This window comes from Pseudomonas sp. GW821-FHT01E05 (genome assembly GCF_059422425.1).
The window spans coordinates 42409-59876 of sequence record NZ_JBWKWW010000018.1 but is presented as its reverse complement, the minus strand read 5'-3'; the positions used below and the strand labels follow the sequence as shown (position 1 = coordinate 59876).

The following is a 17468-nucleotide window of genomic DNA, read 5'->3' as shown; positions in this document are numbered from 1 at the left end:
ACCATCAGCGCGATCCGACCGCAAGAGGAAGGCTCAAAGTCGGCCACACTGCTCGCCGGTTCGCCTTAAAACCTTAGATGTCGGACGATCTCTGCCCTCACGCTGAGCAATGGTAGGAAGCTATCAAACCTCGTCATCCATCGCCAAACCAAAACAGGTACGGAGCACCTGCTGAGACCTTCCTGTATCATTCTGCACCAGTCCGCATGTCTTGCCCCATGCCTTTGAATTCTTATGTTGAGCTCTATGATCAATCCCACTCTCATCAAGATCCGCCAGAAGATCCAGGCACAGAATCTGACCCTGCAAGAAGCAGCAGCGGCTATTGGTATCGGTACTTCAGCTCTGGAGCGACATCTTTCAGGCGAGTACGTTCGTAGCGACTCGATGGCCAAATATCGACTCTGGCTGGAGGGGGTACAGCCCCAAAACAACTCGCAACCCATTACGAAACAGCGCCACGACATAGGGGAGGCCTTCTTGCCACCGCTACCTCCTATTGATGGTATGGATACCCTGTCAATAGCGCCTCAAAAGCCCTTGAATGTGGTTGATCTCTTTTGTGGCTGCGGCGGGATGTCGCTAGGCTTCGAGCGCTTTGACGGTGGCCGTGTATATCGTGTGGCAATGGCATTGGATATTGAAGCTCCAATGGTCCGGGTCTTCAATGATAATCATCCATCGCCCTCGGGAGACCTGCCTATAGCCAGGCAGAGCGACATAACGGATTTCATGAGCGAAGCTGAGATTCAGGGTTATTACCTAGACCACCTTGCCCGATCTAGCGGCGATACCGCGCTAGCTAAAGAGCTTACTAACCTCGGCACTAGTGGCATTCCAGGCCTTAGAAAAAGGCTTAGAGAACTCGACCAAGACTTTCTAGAAAACCTGTACGTTCAAAGAATTCGTACAGACTACATCTCGGCAATCAAAAAGCTTGGCTCCGCAACACTGGGTCAAACTTCTGTTTCAGGTTTTCACAACGCTACGAAATTGCCTTCGAGCGGAGGTTCCTACCCCAAGGTTGGTCCACTTATTTGGCACCATGATGGGGATATCCCGGACACAGTACAGCCCTTCGATCCACAGCTAGACGATAAGCTATTACGTTCTTGTCGCTCAGGTATGCGCAAGCTCTGGGACAACGAGGCCGGAAAGCTCACTACTCGTGCCAGTGGCGCCGGGCGCGGGCAGCTTGCATCCGCCGCAGAGCGAATCGACAAATTCCTAGACTTCCTAGAAAGCCCTGCAATGCTGGTCGTGAAAGCTTTATGGATAGAGTGGCGTGCAACACGTGAAGCTGTAAGGAGGTCCTTCTTTGAAGCCTCTTCTACGCAGGCAAGACTCAAGTCAATCTACGAAGATGGGCGTCAGGTGACTGTGTTACTGGGAGGCCCTCCCTGCCAGGGATTCAGCAGGATTGGCCGAGGAAAAATTCGCAGCCTCAAAGAACAGAGTGTCCATGTTCATGAAGACGAGGACTCTGTCGATAGCCGAAACCAGCTGATGCATCAATACGTTCTCTTTGTCGCTGCACTCGCCCCCAAGATCTTTCTGTTCGAGAATGTGCGTCACTTCCAGGCGGTAGTCAAAGCTGAAGGCATCGAATTTGATGCCGCCGATATATTGGCTGAGGCAATCGAATCGGTATCAGAACGAGGGCTTGGTTATGCTGTGTCGCGAAAAATTGTTGTCGCCTCACAGCATGCAGTACCCCAGGCGCGCGAGCGCTTTGTTATGGCTGGAGTAAGAAAAGAACTGAGCAAAATTCTTTCAAGCTCGGACGCGGCTTCTTGGTGCCTATCACTACAACGACGTAGACCGGTTCCTTTGCAAGTTGCTTTGGAAGAACTGCCTGACCCCAACTTCAGTAATCAGGAGCAGCAAGAGGCCATACTCGAAAAGCCTCACCGCCCGCGACGTAATGAAATCGCTGCGTCCGATCACCCTAGTGATATCTACCGAGCCTGGGCATTTCGCGGAACAGTGGTCGATGCGCACCTTGCCCGTCCACCACGGCGCGACGATGAAGCGTTCTTCTCGCTTATGGGGCCCGGTAAGCGCTGGATGGACTATCGTTGCGATGAATCACCAACTCTTCAGCGAATTGCAACGATGCTGACAAAGCTCAACGAGGAACTCAAGGCCTCCCCGGACTTAGGGGGGCGCCTTGGCATCTCTAATGATGAGGTCAGCGATCTAGTAGCTTCCGCTGATGGCTCATTGAGCCTTCGCCTAATGTTAGAAAGCATTCCACCTCAACCTGGTGAACTCCAACATCATCTGCTTACGACAACCTACCTGCGCAAGCGCGAGGGTGCCCATGGTGATTGGTTGTCTCGCATGGATCCAGCGCAACCCTCGAAGACTATCGTTAGCCATATGGCGAAAGATACTTATGCGTTCGTCCACCCCACCCTCCCGCGCACACTATCTGTAAGGGAAGCTGCACGGGTACAGTCCTTTCCTGATGACTACAGGTTTGGAAGTGTTGGCCTTGTGGATGGTTTCCGGGTCGTTGGTAACGCAGTGCCCCCCCTGCTGAGCTTGCAATTTGCACAGCGTGTTGCACAGGTTCTATCCAAGGAAAAAATGATGTCGGGATCGAAAAAACTTCCTTATGCCGCGCCTAACATCGAGCCAAAACCACTTGCCATCACCTAATAGCTCGAAGGGCGCTCTGGATCCAGAGCGCTCACGCAGTTTCAACATGTCAAAGATCAGAGGGCGGGACACCGCCCCTGAAATGCTACTGCGCAAGGCACTGTGGCATAGAGGGTTTCGATTCCGAGTGAATTTCAGGGTTGCAGGAACACGCCCTGATATCGTCTTCATCTCACGTAAATTAGCTGTGTTCATAGACGGCTGCTTCTGGCACGGCTGCCCACACCACTATGTTATGCCTCGAACAAGACCTGAGTTTTGGTCAGAAAAGCTGGAGTCCAACACTAGACGAGACCGTAAACAAACCGTCGCTCTGATCGAGAGCGGTTGGCGTGTCTTACGATTTTGGGAGCATGAAGTAGAATCTGATCTCGCTCAGGTGGCGACGGACGTTGCAAATGCCTACCTTGATCCAGCCGTGCTATTTAGGGATCGAGCGATGGTTGTGAAAGTGGAGCCAGTCTGCTTTAGCGGGATCTTGGAGCGGTGGAATATCGAATATCTGATTTCTGAACAGACGGCATATCAAGAGATGCGCCCCAGAAAAGCGAAAAAATCGACTCTATGCAGGTAGGATACTACCGAGCATATCAGTGAGCAATTTATAGCTCATGTTTCGTGCCTTATAGTTACGGCTCACCAACCCCTCTACATCTACGCCTATTAAATGCACTTGAGCATGTGTATCGCCATCGCGATAGCTTTTAGTCCACTTCTCAGGCATCCAAGGAGCTCTCGGAACGAGGATTATTGCCTCAGACACTTTATACCGTGTCAGATATGCATGTATCTGATAAAAATCTTCCCGCTTTATACCGTGGGCTGCTCCCCCCTCGCTTGCACGTTTCCACTTTGCATCTGCAATCGCAACAGGCTCACCTCCACGACTGAAAACATAGTCAGGTCGTAGTCGGACTACCCCTGATTGATCATCCGTATCTACGAATAAGAACAAAGGCTCGCTACGGGAGTTGACACTCAGACCACTGCCATCAATAGCCGTAGCAAGAATCTTCCTTAACGCACGTTCGTAGAGATGCTGCATGGGGAAAAGCAGTGAGAATGCTTGATTACTCCCGCCGAATGTTGGATCTGGCGACTGCCCGCTCAACAATAAACGACCTACAGCCAAGGTCTTAGACCAATGCATCTCATATCGGGAAAGCACTATGGCATCAACTTGAGCAACACTGACTATTTTGTTGTTCACAAGTGAGAGGCTAGCAAGGACCACCCCCAGTCTCTGTCGGTTTACCGCATTGCGAGTAATACGATGCAAGAAGGTCGCTATTCCCTTAATAACTTTGGCAAGTTGATTGTTTACGCTTAATGGGGAATGCCGAATTGGTATAATTGCAGATCCCGGCAGGCGAGTAGATAGCCGCGTAAAGTCAATCCGACCTCTTAATACCGGAGAATCTTCGCACTCTTCTTCATATCGTCTGGGGTAACCCTTGCGTAGAGCATAGGCCATCTCTATCGCAATTTCAGAAATCATCGCTTCCAGTGGATCTAAAGTTTCTGCACGGACCTCTGCCGCACCTTGATGTAGATAACTGAGGTAGCCAGCAGCGCGTAGAAGGTTCAACAAAAACGACTTATCACGATCCGGCTTAGGCGTGTCGAGCTTGGGTAGAATGTTGATTCGAATACGGCCAAGCTGAACACAACCCACAACTTCCGCCGCATGCAAGCCCCCCCGCTTCCAGCGAAAGGCCGTAAAAGGCGCCGAGTCGGTGAGTTGTATAAGTCGGTCCGCAAACCAGCGAGGTTCTACATCAGGGGGGAGCGGAATGGGCATTCCTTCCCAGGTGGTTACTTCAGGCAAAAGAGTTACCCCCTGGATTAGTTACCTGCTGCCAACGCGACAATAAAACGAAGGAATCGCACACCATCCCACTGAGTACCGCTCGGATCCCACCAATGTGAAAACGTCAAAGACTTCGCCTCAAAGGAGTCATAGTCATCCGGCAAGCGGGTCATAAACTGGGGATCCAAGGGGGGAGATTCAAACAACGAAATTGTTTCAGCCTCATGGCGAGCCTCGCCGGCAATTGCTCGAATTTTGCTCCAATCACCATGGAGGTATTCAGCTAGTGTCGGCAGGATATTGGCTCTCATTACATGCGCCAGCACACGAAGCTGGTTGTCTGGCTCTGCAGCCCAATGCATAGAAGAACTGATAGCCTCAAGCTTTTCCTGCATCAGAAAGGCATGTCCAAACTCGTATCCACTGCCGAGCAACATCGCTACACGATTGTTGATACGCTGCAGCAGTGTTCGAGTGCTTACACCACCATAACTATAGGGAACAAGCTCTGGCTGTGCGGGCACGTGGGTGAATTCGAATCGACGCCTCATCGCAAAGTCCAAAGCGGTAAGCGAGCGGTCAACTGTATTCATCGTTCCGATAATCGACACATTTGCTGGTACCGAGAAAAGCTTTTTGGAGTATGGGAGCCATATCTGCTTCGCCTCGGGCTTTCCTTCACGCTTATCCTCTTCCAGTAATGTGAGCAGCTCGCCAAACACCCGCGATGGCTCTGCCCGGTTGATCTCGTCGATAACAAGTGCAACTGGACTGCCCGCTCCGGGAGCCTCTTCCTGCATTTTACTTAACCGTCGAACGACCGAGCCTATGTGAGCGGAGTTACTCAGGTCAGAGCTCGAAAACACTCCAGTACGTGCAGCGACAATTTTTCGGATTACAGATCCTCCGCGAGTGGTGGCGGTGTCCCCCTCCTGTGGTTCAGGCACATCTAGATCACTTGGATCAATACCATAGTCCGCTAGCTCATAGCTCCCTGCACCGGGAATGGAAAATATCTGTGGGGGAAGCCGCATAGCCAGAATGCGATTCACTACAAATCGTGGGACATATTTGTCTATTGAACCAGCGACCTTATCAGAGCGATCAGTTTTGACTTGCACGACCCAACCGCCAGCGTCTTTTCCAACAACTACGCCTGCCGCACCTCCTGATCCGTTCGTCAACTGATCCCCGATCTGTAGGTCCGTTTCGAACCGCGCACGCAAGCAGAGAGATTTGAATGGGCCATCTACCACGCGGTAAGCAAGCTGCCCGGAATCATCAACAACCGGCCTATAACCTTCAACAAAGTCTTCGTATGAATAGCTAGGGTGGAAAGTGACCCAGAGTATCCTACCTTCGGTGACCAAGCTCTCATGCAACTGTCGCAATGCCTCGGCCGGATCAGCTTCCTGCATCGCAAGGGCATAACGGACAGGCTCGATTGCCCTTACAGCTTCCCTGGCTGCCTGCCAGGTTTTCCCTGTACCAGGCGGGCCATACAAGATCTTCATCGTTGGGCTCGACAATGCGACTCTCCATCTATGAGCGTTGAGAGCAGCGCTAAGGGCTTTAGTGAAACCAATATCGCCGCTAACCGTTTCTGATCGCGGAGCACACCACTGGAGAAACGCGTAACGCGTAGTCGTCGGAGGCAGCTCCATGGCTGGAACAGTTTACTGGCAAGCACCCTAACTAAGTTCGCTCAATTACGCTAGATTTCAGCAAGCGCCCGGCTAACTCACTTTTCTGATCTCATCGCTTAGAGCTGCCCACCTGGGTTTTCACATCTAACCGCTTTCGTTTCTTTGAAACTGGAGCGGGTTAACCAAACCAGCATCGCAACACCCATCCATATCGAGTTGCCTGGCAAGCATGCAACAGTGTGCTTGTGCAGCGGCCAGCTTCTGATCCCCAAGGCTGTACTCGATTTGCGCGGTGATCCGAGTCAACTCGATCTGGTTGGCCAGCGACCCCATTGACATGCGCGCAGGCACCGAAACGACTCTGTCCAGAGTCGTGGCCGTGTTCGGTGCGGCGCAGCCTACACTGCGCTTATCTGTTCGCCAACCGACGCGGCAACCGGATCAAGGTATTGGTGCATGACGGCCAGGGAATCTGGCTGGCGGCATGCCGCCTGCATTAGGGAGGATTTGTCTGGCCCAGCCGCCGACATGGCTCGAAGATGGAGCTGAGTCCCGAGCAGCTTCAGGCGTTGGTGATCGGTCTTCCCTGGCAGCGTCTGGTTCTGACAGAGTAATCCATATGCTTTAAAAAATTTGGATGAATGCCGTCCGGCCTTTGAGGCTGTAGTCTGCTACGTTGTCAGAATCGACTGCATTATTTGTAGGAAAAATCTATTCCTTTAGGGCGTTTTGCCATCTAGTATCAAGCTCAAGAGTTTATTGGCTATTTGTCCTTCTGGGGGGTATTGAGATTGCTTGAATTCGAGGTCGGCTCTGTCTCTGAGCTTATCGGGGCGTTGGAGCGAGATCACAAAGCATACGATGGCGCTATTTGGTTTAGAGGCCAAGCGTGTAACCATTGGGCGCTTGCTCCCGGATACCTTCGATTAAAAAAGCCACCCTCTGAATCAACTCTCCTCAAACGGTTTAAGCAAAGCGCTGCCATGCTTATTGATCGAGATCCTAAAGATTCATTTGACTGGCTTTTTTTAATGCAGCATTACGGCTTACCAACCAGACTTCTTGATTGGAGTGAGAGTCCATTGGTTGCGCTTTATTTTGCACTTGAGGAAAATGAAAAGTATCCGGGTGAAGATGCTGCTTTATGGTGTTTGCGTCCTTCGGAGTTAAATAAAAAGGCAAATATACAGGATGATAATGAAGAGTTTTTTATTCCTTCTTTTGATGATGAGGAATTAAAAAACTATTCTATCGAGAGTCTCGCGAGTGGCCCAAAAAGAACACGCCTTCTTCCAATTGCAACAATAGCTACACGTAATAATACAAGAATTCAAGCGCAGCTCGGTGTGTTTACTATTCACCATTTGGATGAGGTTGCGATAGATAAGATTGGCGATGGTAGTCATGTGGTTAAATACAATATACCGGAGTCTAAGCGAGCTCATATTTTAGATCAGCTTCGGTTGCTTGGCTTTTCTAAGTTCACTATGTTTCCTGAGTTGGCAAGTATTGGTGAAAATATTAAGCGAGGTCTGTCGTGAGCTATATTGAAACGTTTCCGGTTCAGCACAGCACGATAATGCGGCTCTACTCTGAAAAAGATGAAATTATGCTAAATCCTGACTATCAGAGAATGGGCGGGGTTTGGACATTAGAAAAGAAACAGCTGTTGATGGACTCGATTTTAAATGACTATGACATTCCAAAAATTTATTTGCATGCCTTTACGCGCGAGCAAAAAAAATCTGATGGGTTTTCATATGCAGTGATAGATGGTAGGCAGCGACTAGAAGCGATTTGGCAGTTTATTGAAGGGAAGTTCGCTTTGTCAGAAGATTTCAAATATCAGGCTGATGAGTCTCTAGGCTTGGCCCGTCTTGGTTACTCTGATATCGCAAGTAGCTATCCAAAAATAAAGATTAAGTTCGATTCTTTTGTATTGCCAGTAATTGGTGTGGATACTGATGATCAGGAGCTAATCGAAGATATGTTCTCCCGTCTTAATGAAGCAGTGCCATTAAATGCGGCGGAAAAAAGAAACGCAATAGGAGGGGAGCTCGTTGCAGCAATTCGAGAAATTGCCTCGCATGATTTTTTTACCCGTTGTGTGGCATTTGGTAATAAGCGTTATCAGCATAGAGAGGTTGCGGCTCGATTTATTTTCATTGAGGAAAACTTAAGGACTCAGGGGAAAATAATTGATACTAAAAAAGAGTATCTTGACGCTCTCGCTCGAAATTATCGCGAAGGAAAAAGTGCTCTGGTCACCGATGTGAAAAAAGCTGTTCGCGTGGTGTTGGACTTTATGAATTCGATTTTTATAGAGAAAGATGAGCTTCTCCGAGCGCAAGGAAATATGGTGCTTTATTATCTTTTGAGCTCAAGTGCGATTCAGGAAGGCTCCGGAGGGAGTATCTCCCGTGAGAGTCTTTACTTGTTTCGGGATCAGGTGCGCGATAATAGGCTGAGAGCAGAAGAAAATTATGCTGAGGCCAGTTTCGAGCTGTTAGAGTTTGATAGGCTTTCTCAGCAAGGTACTAATGATTCATCTAATATTCGTGAGCGTTTGGGTGTGATTAGTAAATCCATGGGTGTTAATCCAATCACTATTTAGTATTTAGTATTTAGTATTTAGTATGTAGGTGTTAGGGGGGGGCGGCCGGTTCGTGGTGTTCATGAGCAGTGTGTGGCGAGCGTTTCGACTTTCAGTTGGCACCTGTCTTTTGCCTGTGGCAATCTCAACACTTTACCCAGCGCGAGCTTACAGGTTAGGTTGATTTGACTAGTCACGGGAGAAGCCAGTATGAGCGAACCGGTACTGTTCACAATGGATGAAGCGAGATCCCAGCTTTCACTGCTTGCCAAACGCGTTTGGGCCGGTGACAGGGTTGTGATTACGAAGGACGGTAAGCCTTATCTGGATTTGCTGCCGCATGTTGATGTTATGCGTAGGCGCAAGCCAGGGCGGCTTAAAGGGCAGATTCGCGTGTCAGCGGTTTTTGATCGGGGTCTTCAGGATTTCATTGAATGATTTTTCGCGATTCTAGCGATTTCGGGGGTGTTTGGTTTTGCGTCCGCTGCGCGGCCGAACGTAGCCTTCGGCAACTGCTACGCGGTATGTTTTCTCCTAATAAAAAGCCCTGAAGACGTTCAGGGCTTTTTGATTTTTGCGATTTGCCGATTCAATTCATGAGCGGCAGATCGTGGCCAGCTCCGGGAATCAATCCCAGCTAAGCGCGCCACCGGTTTGATACTCGATAACCCGAGTCTCGAAGAAGTTTTTCTCTTTCTTCAAGTCCATGATCTCGCTCATCCATGGGAACGGGTTAGTCGTACCTGGGTACTCTTCCTTCAAACCGATCTGCGACAGGCGACGGTTGGCGATGAATTTGAGGTAGTCCTCCATCATCGCGGCGTTCATGCCCAGTACGCCGCGCGGCATGGTGTCGCGAGCGTATTCGATTTCGAGCTGGGTGCCCTGCAGGATCATCTGCGAAGCTTCTTCCTTCATTTCGGCGTCCCACAGGTGTGGGTTTTCGATTTTGATCTGGTTGATCACGTCGATGCCGAAGTTCAGGTGCATGGATTCGTCGCGCAGGATGTACTGGAACTGCTCGGCGACGCCGGTCATTTTGTTGCGCCGGCCCATGGAGAGGATCTGGGTGAAGCCGCAGTAGAAGAAGATGCCTTCCAGAACGCAGTAGTAGGCGATCAGGTTGCGCAGCAGCTCTTTGTCGGTCTCGACGGTGCCGGTTTCGAACTTCGGATCGGAGATCGAACGGGTGTACTTCAGGCCCCAGGTGGCTTTTTTAGCGACCGATGGGATCTCGTGGTACATGTTGAAGATCTCGCCTTCATCCATGGCCAGCGATTCGATGCAGTACTGGTAGGCGTGGGTGTGGATCGCCTCTTCGAACGCCTGGCGCAGGATGTACTGGCGGCATTCCGGGTTGGTGATCAGGCGGTACACGGCCAGTACCAGGTTGTTGGCAACCAGGGAGTCGGCAGTGGAGAAGAAGCCCAGGTTGCGCATCACGATGCGGCGCTCGTCGTCGGTCAGGCCTTCCGGATCTTTCCAGAGGGCGATGTCGGCGGTCATGTTGACTTCTTGCGGCATCCAGTGGTTTGCGCAGCCGTCCAGGTACTTCTGCCAGGCCCAGTCGTACTTGAACGGTACGAGTTGGTTAAGGTCGGCGCGGCAGTTGATCATGCGCTTTTCGTCGACGGCAACACGGGCGGAAGCGCCTTCGAGCTCGGCCAGGCCTTCGGCGATGTCGAGGTTATCGAGAGCAGCCTTGGCGCGGATGATGGCGGCGGAGTCGGTGGCGGTTACGGCGCGGGCTTCTTGAGCTGCGGCACCACCGGCGCTGTCGAGGCGGTCCATGTTGGCTTCAGAAGCGTGGCCGGCGTTGGCGCCTTTGGCGGCGACTTCACCGTCCTCTTTGTCGAATTCGTCCCAGCTCAGCATGACGTGTCGTCTCCTGCGTGAGGGCCAGATTGCCCGTGTGAAAAACACTTATGGTGGGTTGTCACACGACCAATGGCCGCTTTGGATCTAAAGAATTGTTGAGTGCAGTAGCGGTGAACGCACGCAAAAAACATAAATTTGTTGGGGATGGCCCCGGAATCGCTGATGGGAGGCGGGCGCTGAGCCTTTCCCTATGGCCTTTGAAGGCTGAATCAGCGTGGGTTTATAGCCCGACTAGGGGATATTTCAAGCCCTTTTGACTGCGCCAGTATAAGGGTTTTTATCAGGGTATTTCAGCCAGTTTTTCAGTTCGGGGGCGGTCGATTGTCTCAGTGAGGAGGGCGAGGTTGGGCTTTGTTGAGGCGGGGCAAGGGTTTGCGGGGCGTTGGGATAGGACAGGTTTTTTTTGTGGGCGGGAGTGTTGCGCAAGGGTGGGAAATTTGGGTGGCTTTTGGCATGACCTTGTGGCGAGCGGGCTTGCCCGCGTAGCGGTCGTAAATTGTCTGGTCGCGTTTCGTCAACTATAGAGGGGGGGCTGGATTGCGACCGCTTTGCGGTCATCGCGAGCAAGCTCGCTCCTACAGCTCGTGCGGTGTTACGGGTTTTTTTGGGTATCCAGAAACAACTAAGCCCGGCCGAGGCCGGGCTGTGACGTCGCGGTCAGCTATTAGCTGAGGCGGCTGGCTTCGGTGCGGTCGTAGCCGTCAGCAGCGACGGTGGCAGCACCAGTGCGGTCGTAGCCATCAGCAGCGACGGTGGCAGCACCAGTGCGGTCGTAGCCATCAGCAGCGACGGTGGCAGCGCCAGTGCGGTCGTAGCCGTCAGCGGCGACGGTGGCGGCACCAGTGCGGTCGTAGCCGTCAGCGGCGACGGTGGCGGAACCAGTGCGATCGTAACCATCGGCAGCGATGGTGCGGTCATAGCCATCGGCAGCAAAGGTGTTGGCGGCCAGTACGGAGAGGGTCAGGGCGAGGATCAGTTTGGTTTTCATGAGGGTAGCTCCGGGTGTTGTGCGTTTTGTTCAGTGGGTGTGAAGCTCATACTACTCGGACTATTTCGATTAAAAAGCGCAAATAAATGCTTAAAACAATCGTATAAATCGATGTGTAGTGCTCGACGTTCCTTGCACTTGCGGCCAGAAGGTCGCAGCGCGGTAGATCAAGCGGTAAAGAATCAGGTGAGTGCGAGTGCCGTGGTCGCACCTCTATTGGGCGATGCGGTGCAACAGTCCCAGGGTCGGGTGTGCATCCGGGCATCTTTGCTGCAAGAGTGATTTCTTGCGGCCGGCAGTGGTAAAGAGTTCTGGGTCTAACGTGGGCGATTAACCGTTAGAGCAACCATTGCCCATCACGCTGTATCGCAGAATATGCCGTTGGCCTTTGGAGTCGTCATATTCCATGCGGGCCGGTACAACTTCACAAACATTGGGGACTTCGCTCATCGATACAACTTTGGCGATGTCCAGGTCGGTTGAGTAGGTGTATTCCTCCACCGGCATTTGCTGGCTGGCAGCGTCTGTCGCGATCTCATCAGCCATGGCGGTGGCGCAAAGGCTACTGAGGGCCAGAACTAATAAAGCTTTCATATCCATATTACCTTTCTAGGGTCGTGAGGGAGCACGCAACCCTTTTGAGGTTGCGTGTGGAGCTTGAAAAGAGAACCTGGATTAACGTGCCTTCGTGGGGGCTGTAACGTGGTTAATCACTTTGCCGTTGTTGGCGAGGCTGATTTTAAGCGGGGGAATGTCATTCATATAGCCGTGCTTTTGATAAAGACTATTGGCGGTTTTTGTAACAATCACCCGAAAACGACCTCAAGGGTCCTGAAACAAGCATTTTCAAAGGGGTAAAAATCGCGGTATGCGCCGGTTTTGAGCGGCTTGAGGGGCAAACACGACATTTTGTAGGGTCTTGTTACTACCATCGTCGAATGGTTCTATAGGCCCGCCCCGGCTACAACTGGGGCATACAACAACTACAACTATGTCACCGAGGTAAGAAAGATGAGTGCGGCTTCTCTGTATCCCGTTCGTCCCGAGGTTGCGGCCAACACGCTGACTGATGAGGCGACCTACAAGGCCATGTACCAGCAGTCGGTGGTCAACCCGGACGGCTTCTGGCGCGAGCAAGCCAAGCGCCTCGACTGGATCAAACCTTTCACCACGGTCAAGCAGACTTCCTTTGATGATCACCATGTCGACATCAAATGGTTTGCCGACGGCACCCTGAACGTTTCCTATAACTGCCTGGACCGTCACCTCGCCGAGCGTGGCGATCAGGTGGCGATCATCTGGGAAGGCGATGACCCTGCCGAGAGCCGCCACATCACCTACCGCGAGCTGCACGAAGAAGTCTGCAAGTTCGCCAACGCCCTGCGTGGCCAGGATGTGCACCGCGGCGACGTGGTGACTATCTATATGCCGATGATTCCCGAAGCCGTGGTCGCTATGCTGGCGTGTGCCCGGATCGGCGCGATTCACTCGGTGGTGTTCGGTGGTTTCTCGCCGGAAGCCCTGGCCGGTCGGATCATCGACTGCAAATCGAAAGTGGTGATCACCGCTGACGAAGGCCTGCGTGCCGGCAAAAAAATCTCGCTCAAGGCCAACGTCGATGACGCGCTGACCAACCCGGAAACCAGCAGCATCCAGAAGGTCATCGTGTGCAAGCGCACCGGTGGCGACATCAAGTGGAACCAGCACCGCGACATCTGGTACGAAGACCTGATGAAAGTGGCGGGCACCGTGTGTGCGCCGAAAGAAATGGGTGCTGAAGAAGCGCTGTTCATCCTTTACACCTCAGGTTCCACCGGCAAGCCGAAGGGCGTGCAGCACACCACCGCGGGCTATCTGCTGTACGCCGCGCTGACCCATGAGCGGGTGTTCGACTACCGTCCGGGCGAAATCTACTGGTGCACCGCCGACGTCGGCTGGGTCACCGGCCACACCTATATTGTCTATGGCCCGCTGGCCAATGGCGCGACCACCGTGCTGTTCGAAGGCGTGCCGAACTACCCGGATATCACTCGGGTGGCGAAGGTCGTCGACAAGCATAAGGTCAATGTCCTCTACACCGCGCCGACCGCGATCCGCGCGATGATGGCCTCGGGCAAGGCTGCTTTCGAAGGCGCCGATGGCAGCAGTCTGCGTCTGCTGGGTTCGGTCGGTGAGCCGATCAACCCGGAAGCCTGGGACTGGTACTACAAAAACGTCGGCCAGTCGCGCTGCCCGATCGTCGATACCTGGTGGCAGACCGAGACCGGCGCCACGCTGATGAGCCCGCTGCCGGGTGCTCACGCGCTCAAGCCGGGTTCCGCAGCACGACCATTCTTCGGTGTAGTGCCGGCGTTGGTGGATAACCTGGGCAACATCATCGAAGGCGCTGCCGAGGGCAACCTGGTGATTCTCGATTCGTGGCCAGGCCAGGCGCGCACGCTGTATGGCGACCATGACCGGTTCGTCGACACCTACTTCAAGACCTTCCGCGGCATGTATTTCACCGGTGACGGTGCCCGTCGCGATGAGGACGGTTACTACTGGATCACCGGTCGTGTGGATGACGTGTTGAACGTTTCTGGTCACCGTATGGGGACCGCCGAGATCGAAAGCGCGATGGTCGCTCACCCGAAAGTCGCCGAAGCGGCGGTGGTGGGTGTGCCGCACGACATCAAGGGGCAGGGCATCTATGTCTATGTCACCCTCAACGGTGGCGAAGAACCGAGCGAAGCGCTGCGTCTTGAGTTGAAGAACTGGGTGCGTAAAGAGATCGGTCCGATTGCTTCGCCGGATGTCATCCAGTGGGCGCCGGGCCTGCCGAAAACCCGTTCGGGGAAAATCATGCGCCGTATCCTGCGCAAGATTGCCACCGCCGAATATGACGGTCTGGGAGATATCTCCACCCTGGCAGATCCTGGTGTGGTGCAGCATTTGATCGATACCCACAAGACCATGAACGTCGCGTAAGGCGAGTTCAGCGTCATCGAGCCCCATTCGGTGTTGAACCGGGTGGGGCTTTTTTGTGAGCCGGGGTTGACCGTTCCCACGCTCCCGCGTGGGAACGCATCCGGTGACGCTCTGCGTCATCTCTACAGCGGACGCAGAGCGTCCGGGGCGGCATTCCCACGCAGAGCGTGGGAACGATCAATGTACCAATAATTATCGGTTTTTCCGGTAGGAACCCTCCTGTTGTTACCCATTCTCGGTCAAGTAACCAAATGTGTAACCCCGCGACCGATTTCGGGGCAAAGCGAAACGTAAAGCCTTGTTTTGGGCCGCTTCAACCCACACGGAAAATAAGATAGAACGCTACGCTTGCCGGAATAGAAGGGTTTGCGAATAATGGGCCCGTTATTTGCTACATAGATCGTTTGCCTTTCTTTTGCTTCTGCATAAACTTGCAGGGCTGTCAATGTGCTTGACCGGCTTTCTCAGTGCTTCTGTAAATTGTTGTCGCATTGAAGAAATATCGGCTTCGGGCCTGTCGTTAGAATGCCGATCACTCGCTCGTCGTTGCTTGTGTTGATTTCAACGCAAGGATTCTGGGACGCAGCATCGCTTTCAGGTTTCACCCATTCGCATATTGGGCTGTCGCTCACTCTGCCGTTTTCGCCCTTTACCGATGGAGTCCTACGATGAAGAAACTCGTGCTTCTTGGCGCCCTGGCACTGTCCGTGCTTTCCCTGCCGACATTCGCTGATGAAAAGCCTCTGAAAATTGGTATCGAGGCGGCTTACCCTCCGTTCGCATCGAAAGCGCCAGACGGCAGTATCGTTGGTTTCGACTACGACATCGGCAACGCGCTGTGCGAAGAGATGAAGGTCAAGTGCGTCTGGGTCGAGCAAGAGTTCGACGGTCTGATCCCGGCACTCAAAGTACGCAAGATCGACGCGATCCTGTCGTCCATGTCGATCACTGACGATCGCAAGAAGTCCGTGGACTTCACCAACAAGTACTACAACACCCCGGCACGTCTGGTCATGAAGGCCGGTACTCAGGTCGGCGACAACCTGGCCGAGCTCAAGGGCAAGAAAATCGGCGTGCAACGCGGTTCGATCCACAACCGTTTCGCTGAAGAAGTCCTGAAGCCGCTGGGTGCGGAAGTCAAACCATATGGCTCGCAGAACGAAATCTACCTGGACGTGGCTGCCGGTCGCCTCGACGGCACCGTGGCAGACGCTACCCTGCTGGATGACGGCTTCCTGAAAACCGACGCTGGCAAAGGCTTCGCCTTCGTTGGCCCGGCGTTCACCGACGTCAAATACTTTGGTGACGGCGTAGGCATCGCGGTACGTAAAGGCGACAAGGCTGAACTGGACAAGATCAACACTGCCATCGCTGCCATTCGCGCGAACGGCAAGTACAAGCAAATCCAGGACAAGTACTTCGCCTTCGACATTTACGGCAAGTAAATAGGTCGCAGCGGTAAGTCCGAAATGGCGCAAGCAACAGGGTCTCTGAGGTTTGCGCCATTTTTTCATCCCTACTTTCGAGGACCTGAATCATGTTGAAAGGCTACGGGGCTGTCATCCTCGATGGCGCATGGCTGACGCTTGAGCTCGCCTTGTCGTCCATGGCCTTGGCCATTGTTCTGGGTCTGATCGGGGTCGCGTTGCGCCTGTCGCCGGTACGCTGGCTGGCCTGGCTGGGCGATCTGTATTCCACGGTGATCCGCGGGATTCCCGATCTGGTACTCATCCTGCTGATTTTCTACGGCGGTCAGGACCTGCTCAATCGCGTTGCGCCGCTGCTCGGCTTCAACGATTACATTGACTTGAACCCGCTGGCTGCTGGTATCGGCACCCTGGGTTTCATCTTCGGTGCGTACCTGTCGGAAACCTTCCGTGGAGCCTTCATGGCGATCTCGAAGGGGCAGGCAGAAGCTGGCATGGCGTATGGCATGAGCAGTTTCCAGGTGTTTTTCCGGGTATTGGTGCCTCAGATGATTCGCCTGGCGATTCCTGGTTTCACCAATAACTGGCTGGTGTTGACCAAGGCTACCGCGCTGATTTCGGTGGTGGGTCTGCAAGACATGATGTTCAAGGCCAAGCAGGCGGCAGATGCCACCCGCGAGCCTTTCACCTTCTTCCTCGCAGTGGCGGCGATGTACCTGGTGATCACCAGTGTCTCGTTGCTGGCATTGCGTCACCTTGAGAAGCGCTACTCGGTAGGCGTAAGGGCGGCTGATCTATGATCTTCGACTACAACGTCATTTGGGAGGCTCTGCCGCTGTACTTCGGCGGTTTGCTGACTACCCTGAAATTGCTCGCACTGTCGCTGCTGTTCGGTCTGCTGGCCGCCTTGCCGCTGGGCTTGATGCGCGTCTCCAGGCAGCCGGTGGTGAACATGACCGCCTGGCTCTACACCTATGTGATTCGCGGCACGCCGATGTTGGTGCAGCTGTTCTTGATCTACTACGGTCTGGCGCAATTTGAAGTGGTGCGTGAGAGCTTCCTTTGGCCGTGGCTGTCGAGCGCGACGTTCTGCGCTTGCCTGGCCTTTGCCGTCAATACCAGTGCTTACACCGCCGAAATCATTGCCGGTAGCCTGCGCGCTACACCCAATGGCGAGATCGAAGCGGCCAAGGCCATGGGAATGTCACGCTACAAGTTGTATCGCCGCATCCTGCTGCCGTCGGCCCTGCGCCGGGCGCTGCCACAGTACAGCAACGAAGTGATCATGATGCTGCAGACCACCAGTCTGGCCTCCATCGTGACCCTGATCGATATCACCGGTGCCGCGCGCACAGTCAACGCTCAGTACTACTTGCCGTTCGAAGCCTATATCACCGCAGGCGTGTTCTACCTGTGCATGACATTCATCCTGGTGCGCCTGTTCAAGCAGGCTGAGCGCCGCTGGCTGGGCTACCTGGCCCCGCGCAAGGCCTGA

General features: G+C 53.4%; 15 protein-coding genes. 10 read left to right on the top strand and 5 right to left on the bottom strand.

The window, feature by feature from the left end; translation table 11 throughout:
- Positions 1 to 246 precede the first annotated feature (246 nt).
- Together AC07W5_RS27980 and AC07W5_RS27975 are read left to right on the top strand one after the other, a co-directional pair.
- Positions 247 to 2664: a DNA cytosine methyltransferase gene (locus AC07W5_RS27980; protein WP_495024715.1), complete on the top strand. Its 2418-nt coding sequence runs from the start codon at positions 247 to 249 to the stop codon at positions 2662 to 2664.
- Complete coding sequence (locus tag AC07W5_RS27975; RefSeq protein ID WP_495024714.1) at positions 2621 to 3238, top strand: very short patch repair endonuclease; 618 nt, start codon at positions 2621 to 2623, stop codon at positions 3236 to 3238. The genes AC07W5_RS27980 and AC07W5_RS27975 overlap by 44 nt, the downstream gene beginning before the upstream one ends.
- On the opposite strand, the gene AC07W5_RS27970 is transcribed toward AC07W5_RS27975, so the two are convergent.
- Both AC07W5_RS27970 and AC07W5_RS27965 read right to left on the bottom strand, forming a co-directional pair.
- Positions 3227 to 4492: an McrC family protein gene (locus AC07W5_RS27970; RefSeq protein WP_495024713.1), complete on the bottom strand. Its 1266-nt coding sequence runs from the start codon at positions 4490 to 4492 to the stop codon at positions 3227 to 3229. The genes AC07W5_RS27975 and AC07W5_RS27970 overlap by 12 nt on opposite strands.
- Positions 4493 to 4509: 17 nt before the next feature.
- Positions 4510 to 5988: an McrB family protein gene (locus AC07W5_RS27965; RefSeq protein ID WP_495024712.1), complete on the bottom strand. Its 1479-nt coding sequence runs from the start codon at positions 5986 to 5988 to the stop codon at positions 4510 to 4512.
- 518 nt (positions 5989 to 6506) lie between these two features.
- Here AC07W5_RS27965 and tnpB point away from each other — a divergent pair.
- From tnpB to AC07W5_RS27945, 4 genes are all read left to right on the top strand, one after another.
- Complete coding sequence (gene tnpB / locus AC07W5_RS27960; RefSeq protein ID WP_495024711.1) at positions 6507 to 6620, top strand: IS66 family insertion sequence element accessory protein TnpB; 114 nt, start codon at positions 6507 to 6509, stop codon at positions 6618 to 6620.
- A gap of 291 nt (positions 6621 to 6911) precedes the next feature.
- A complete protein-coding gene (locus AC07W5_RS27955; RefSeq protein ID WP_495024710.1) occupies positions 6912 to 7661 on the top strand; it encodes an FRG domain-containing protein in 750 nt (249 codons plus the stop codon).
- Entirely contained in the window at positions 7658 to 8734 is a 1077-nt protein-coding gene (locus AC07W5_RS27950) for a GmrSD restriction endonuclease domain-containing protein (RefSeq protein ID WP_495024709.1), read from the top strand. The genes AC07W5_RS27955 and AC07W5_RS27950 overlap by 4 nt, the downstream gene beginning before the upstream one ends.
- 189 nt (positions 8735 to 8923) lie before the next feature.
- Positions 8924 to 9151, top strand: coding sequence for a type II toxin-antitoxin system Phd/YefM family antitoxin (locus tag AC07W5_RS27945; RefSeq protein WP_495024708.1), 228 nt, complete (start codon positions 8924 to 8926; stop codon positions 9149 to 9151).
- Positions 9152 to 9340: 189 nt separating this feature from the next.
- Here the strand turns inward: AC07W5_RS27945 and AC07W5_RS27940 are convergent, their stop codons facing one another.
- From AC07W5_RS27940 to AC07W5_RS27930, 3 genes are all read right to left on the bottom strand, one after another.
- Positions 9341 to 10588: a ribonucleotide-diphosphate reductase subunit beta gene (locus tag AC07W5_RS27940; RefSeq protein ID WP_494992722.1), complete on the bottom strand. Its 1248-nt coding sequence runs from the start codon at positions 10586 to 10588 to the stop codon at positions 9341 to 9343.
- A gap of 667 nt (positions 10589 to 11255) precedes the next feature.
- Positions 11256 to 11579: a hypothetical protein gene (locus tag AC07W5_RS27935; protein ID WP_495024707.1), complete on the bottom strand. Its 324-nt coding sequence runs from the start codon at positions 11577 to 11579 to the stop codon at positions 11256 to 11258.
- Between the two features lie 330 nt (positions 11580 to 11909).
- Positions 11910 to 12173 (bottom strand): DUF2790 domain-containing protein, encoded by a 264-nt coding sequence (locus tag AC07W5_RS27930; protein ID WP_495024706.1) that lies wholly within the window; start codon positions 12171 to 12173, stop codon positions 11910 to 11912.
- 417 nt (positions 12174 to 12590) lie between these two features.
- Here AC07W5_RS27930 and acs point away from each other — a divergent pair, with 417 nt between their 5' ends.
- From acs to AC07W5_RS27910, 4 genes are all read left to right on the top strand, one after another.
- Positions 12591 to 14546 carry an acetate--CoA ligase gene (gene acs / locus AC07W5_RS27925; RefSeq protein WP_495013512.1) on the top strand — a complete coding sequence of 652 codons (1956 nt, stop codon included), beginning with the start codon at positions 12591 to 12593 and terminating at the stop codon, positions 14544 to 14546.
- A gap of 668 nt (positions 14547 to 15214) precedes the next feature.
- On the top strand, positions 15215 to 15991 hold the full coding sequence (locus tag AC07W5_RS27920; RefSeq protein WP_494992726.1) for an ABC transporter substrate-binding protein: 777 nt from the start codon (positions 15215 to 15217) through the stop codon (positions 15989 to 15991).
- Positions 15992 to 16083: 92 nt separating this feature from the next.
- Complete coding sequence (locus tag AC07W5_RS27915; RefSeq protein ID WP_495024705.1) at positions 16084 to 16773, top strand: ABC transporter permease; 690 nt, start codon at positions 16084 to 16086, stop codon at positions 16771 to 16773.
- Positions 16770 to 17468 carry an ABC transporter permease gene (locus tag AC07W5_RS27910; protein WP_494992728.1) on the top strand — a complete coding sequence of 233 codons (699 nt, stop codon included), beginning with the start codon at positions 16770 to 16772 and terminating at the stop codon, positions 17466 to 17468. Before AC07W5_RS27915 ends, AC07W5_RS27910 begins: the two co-directional genes overlap by 4 nt.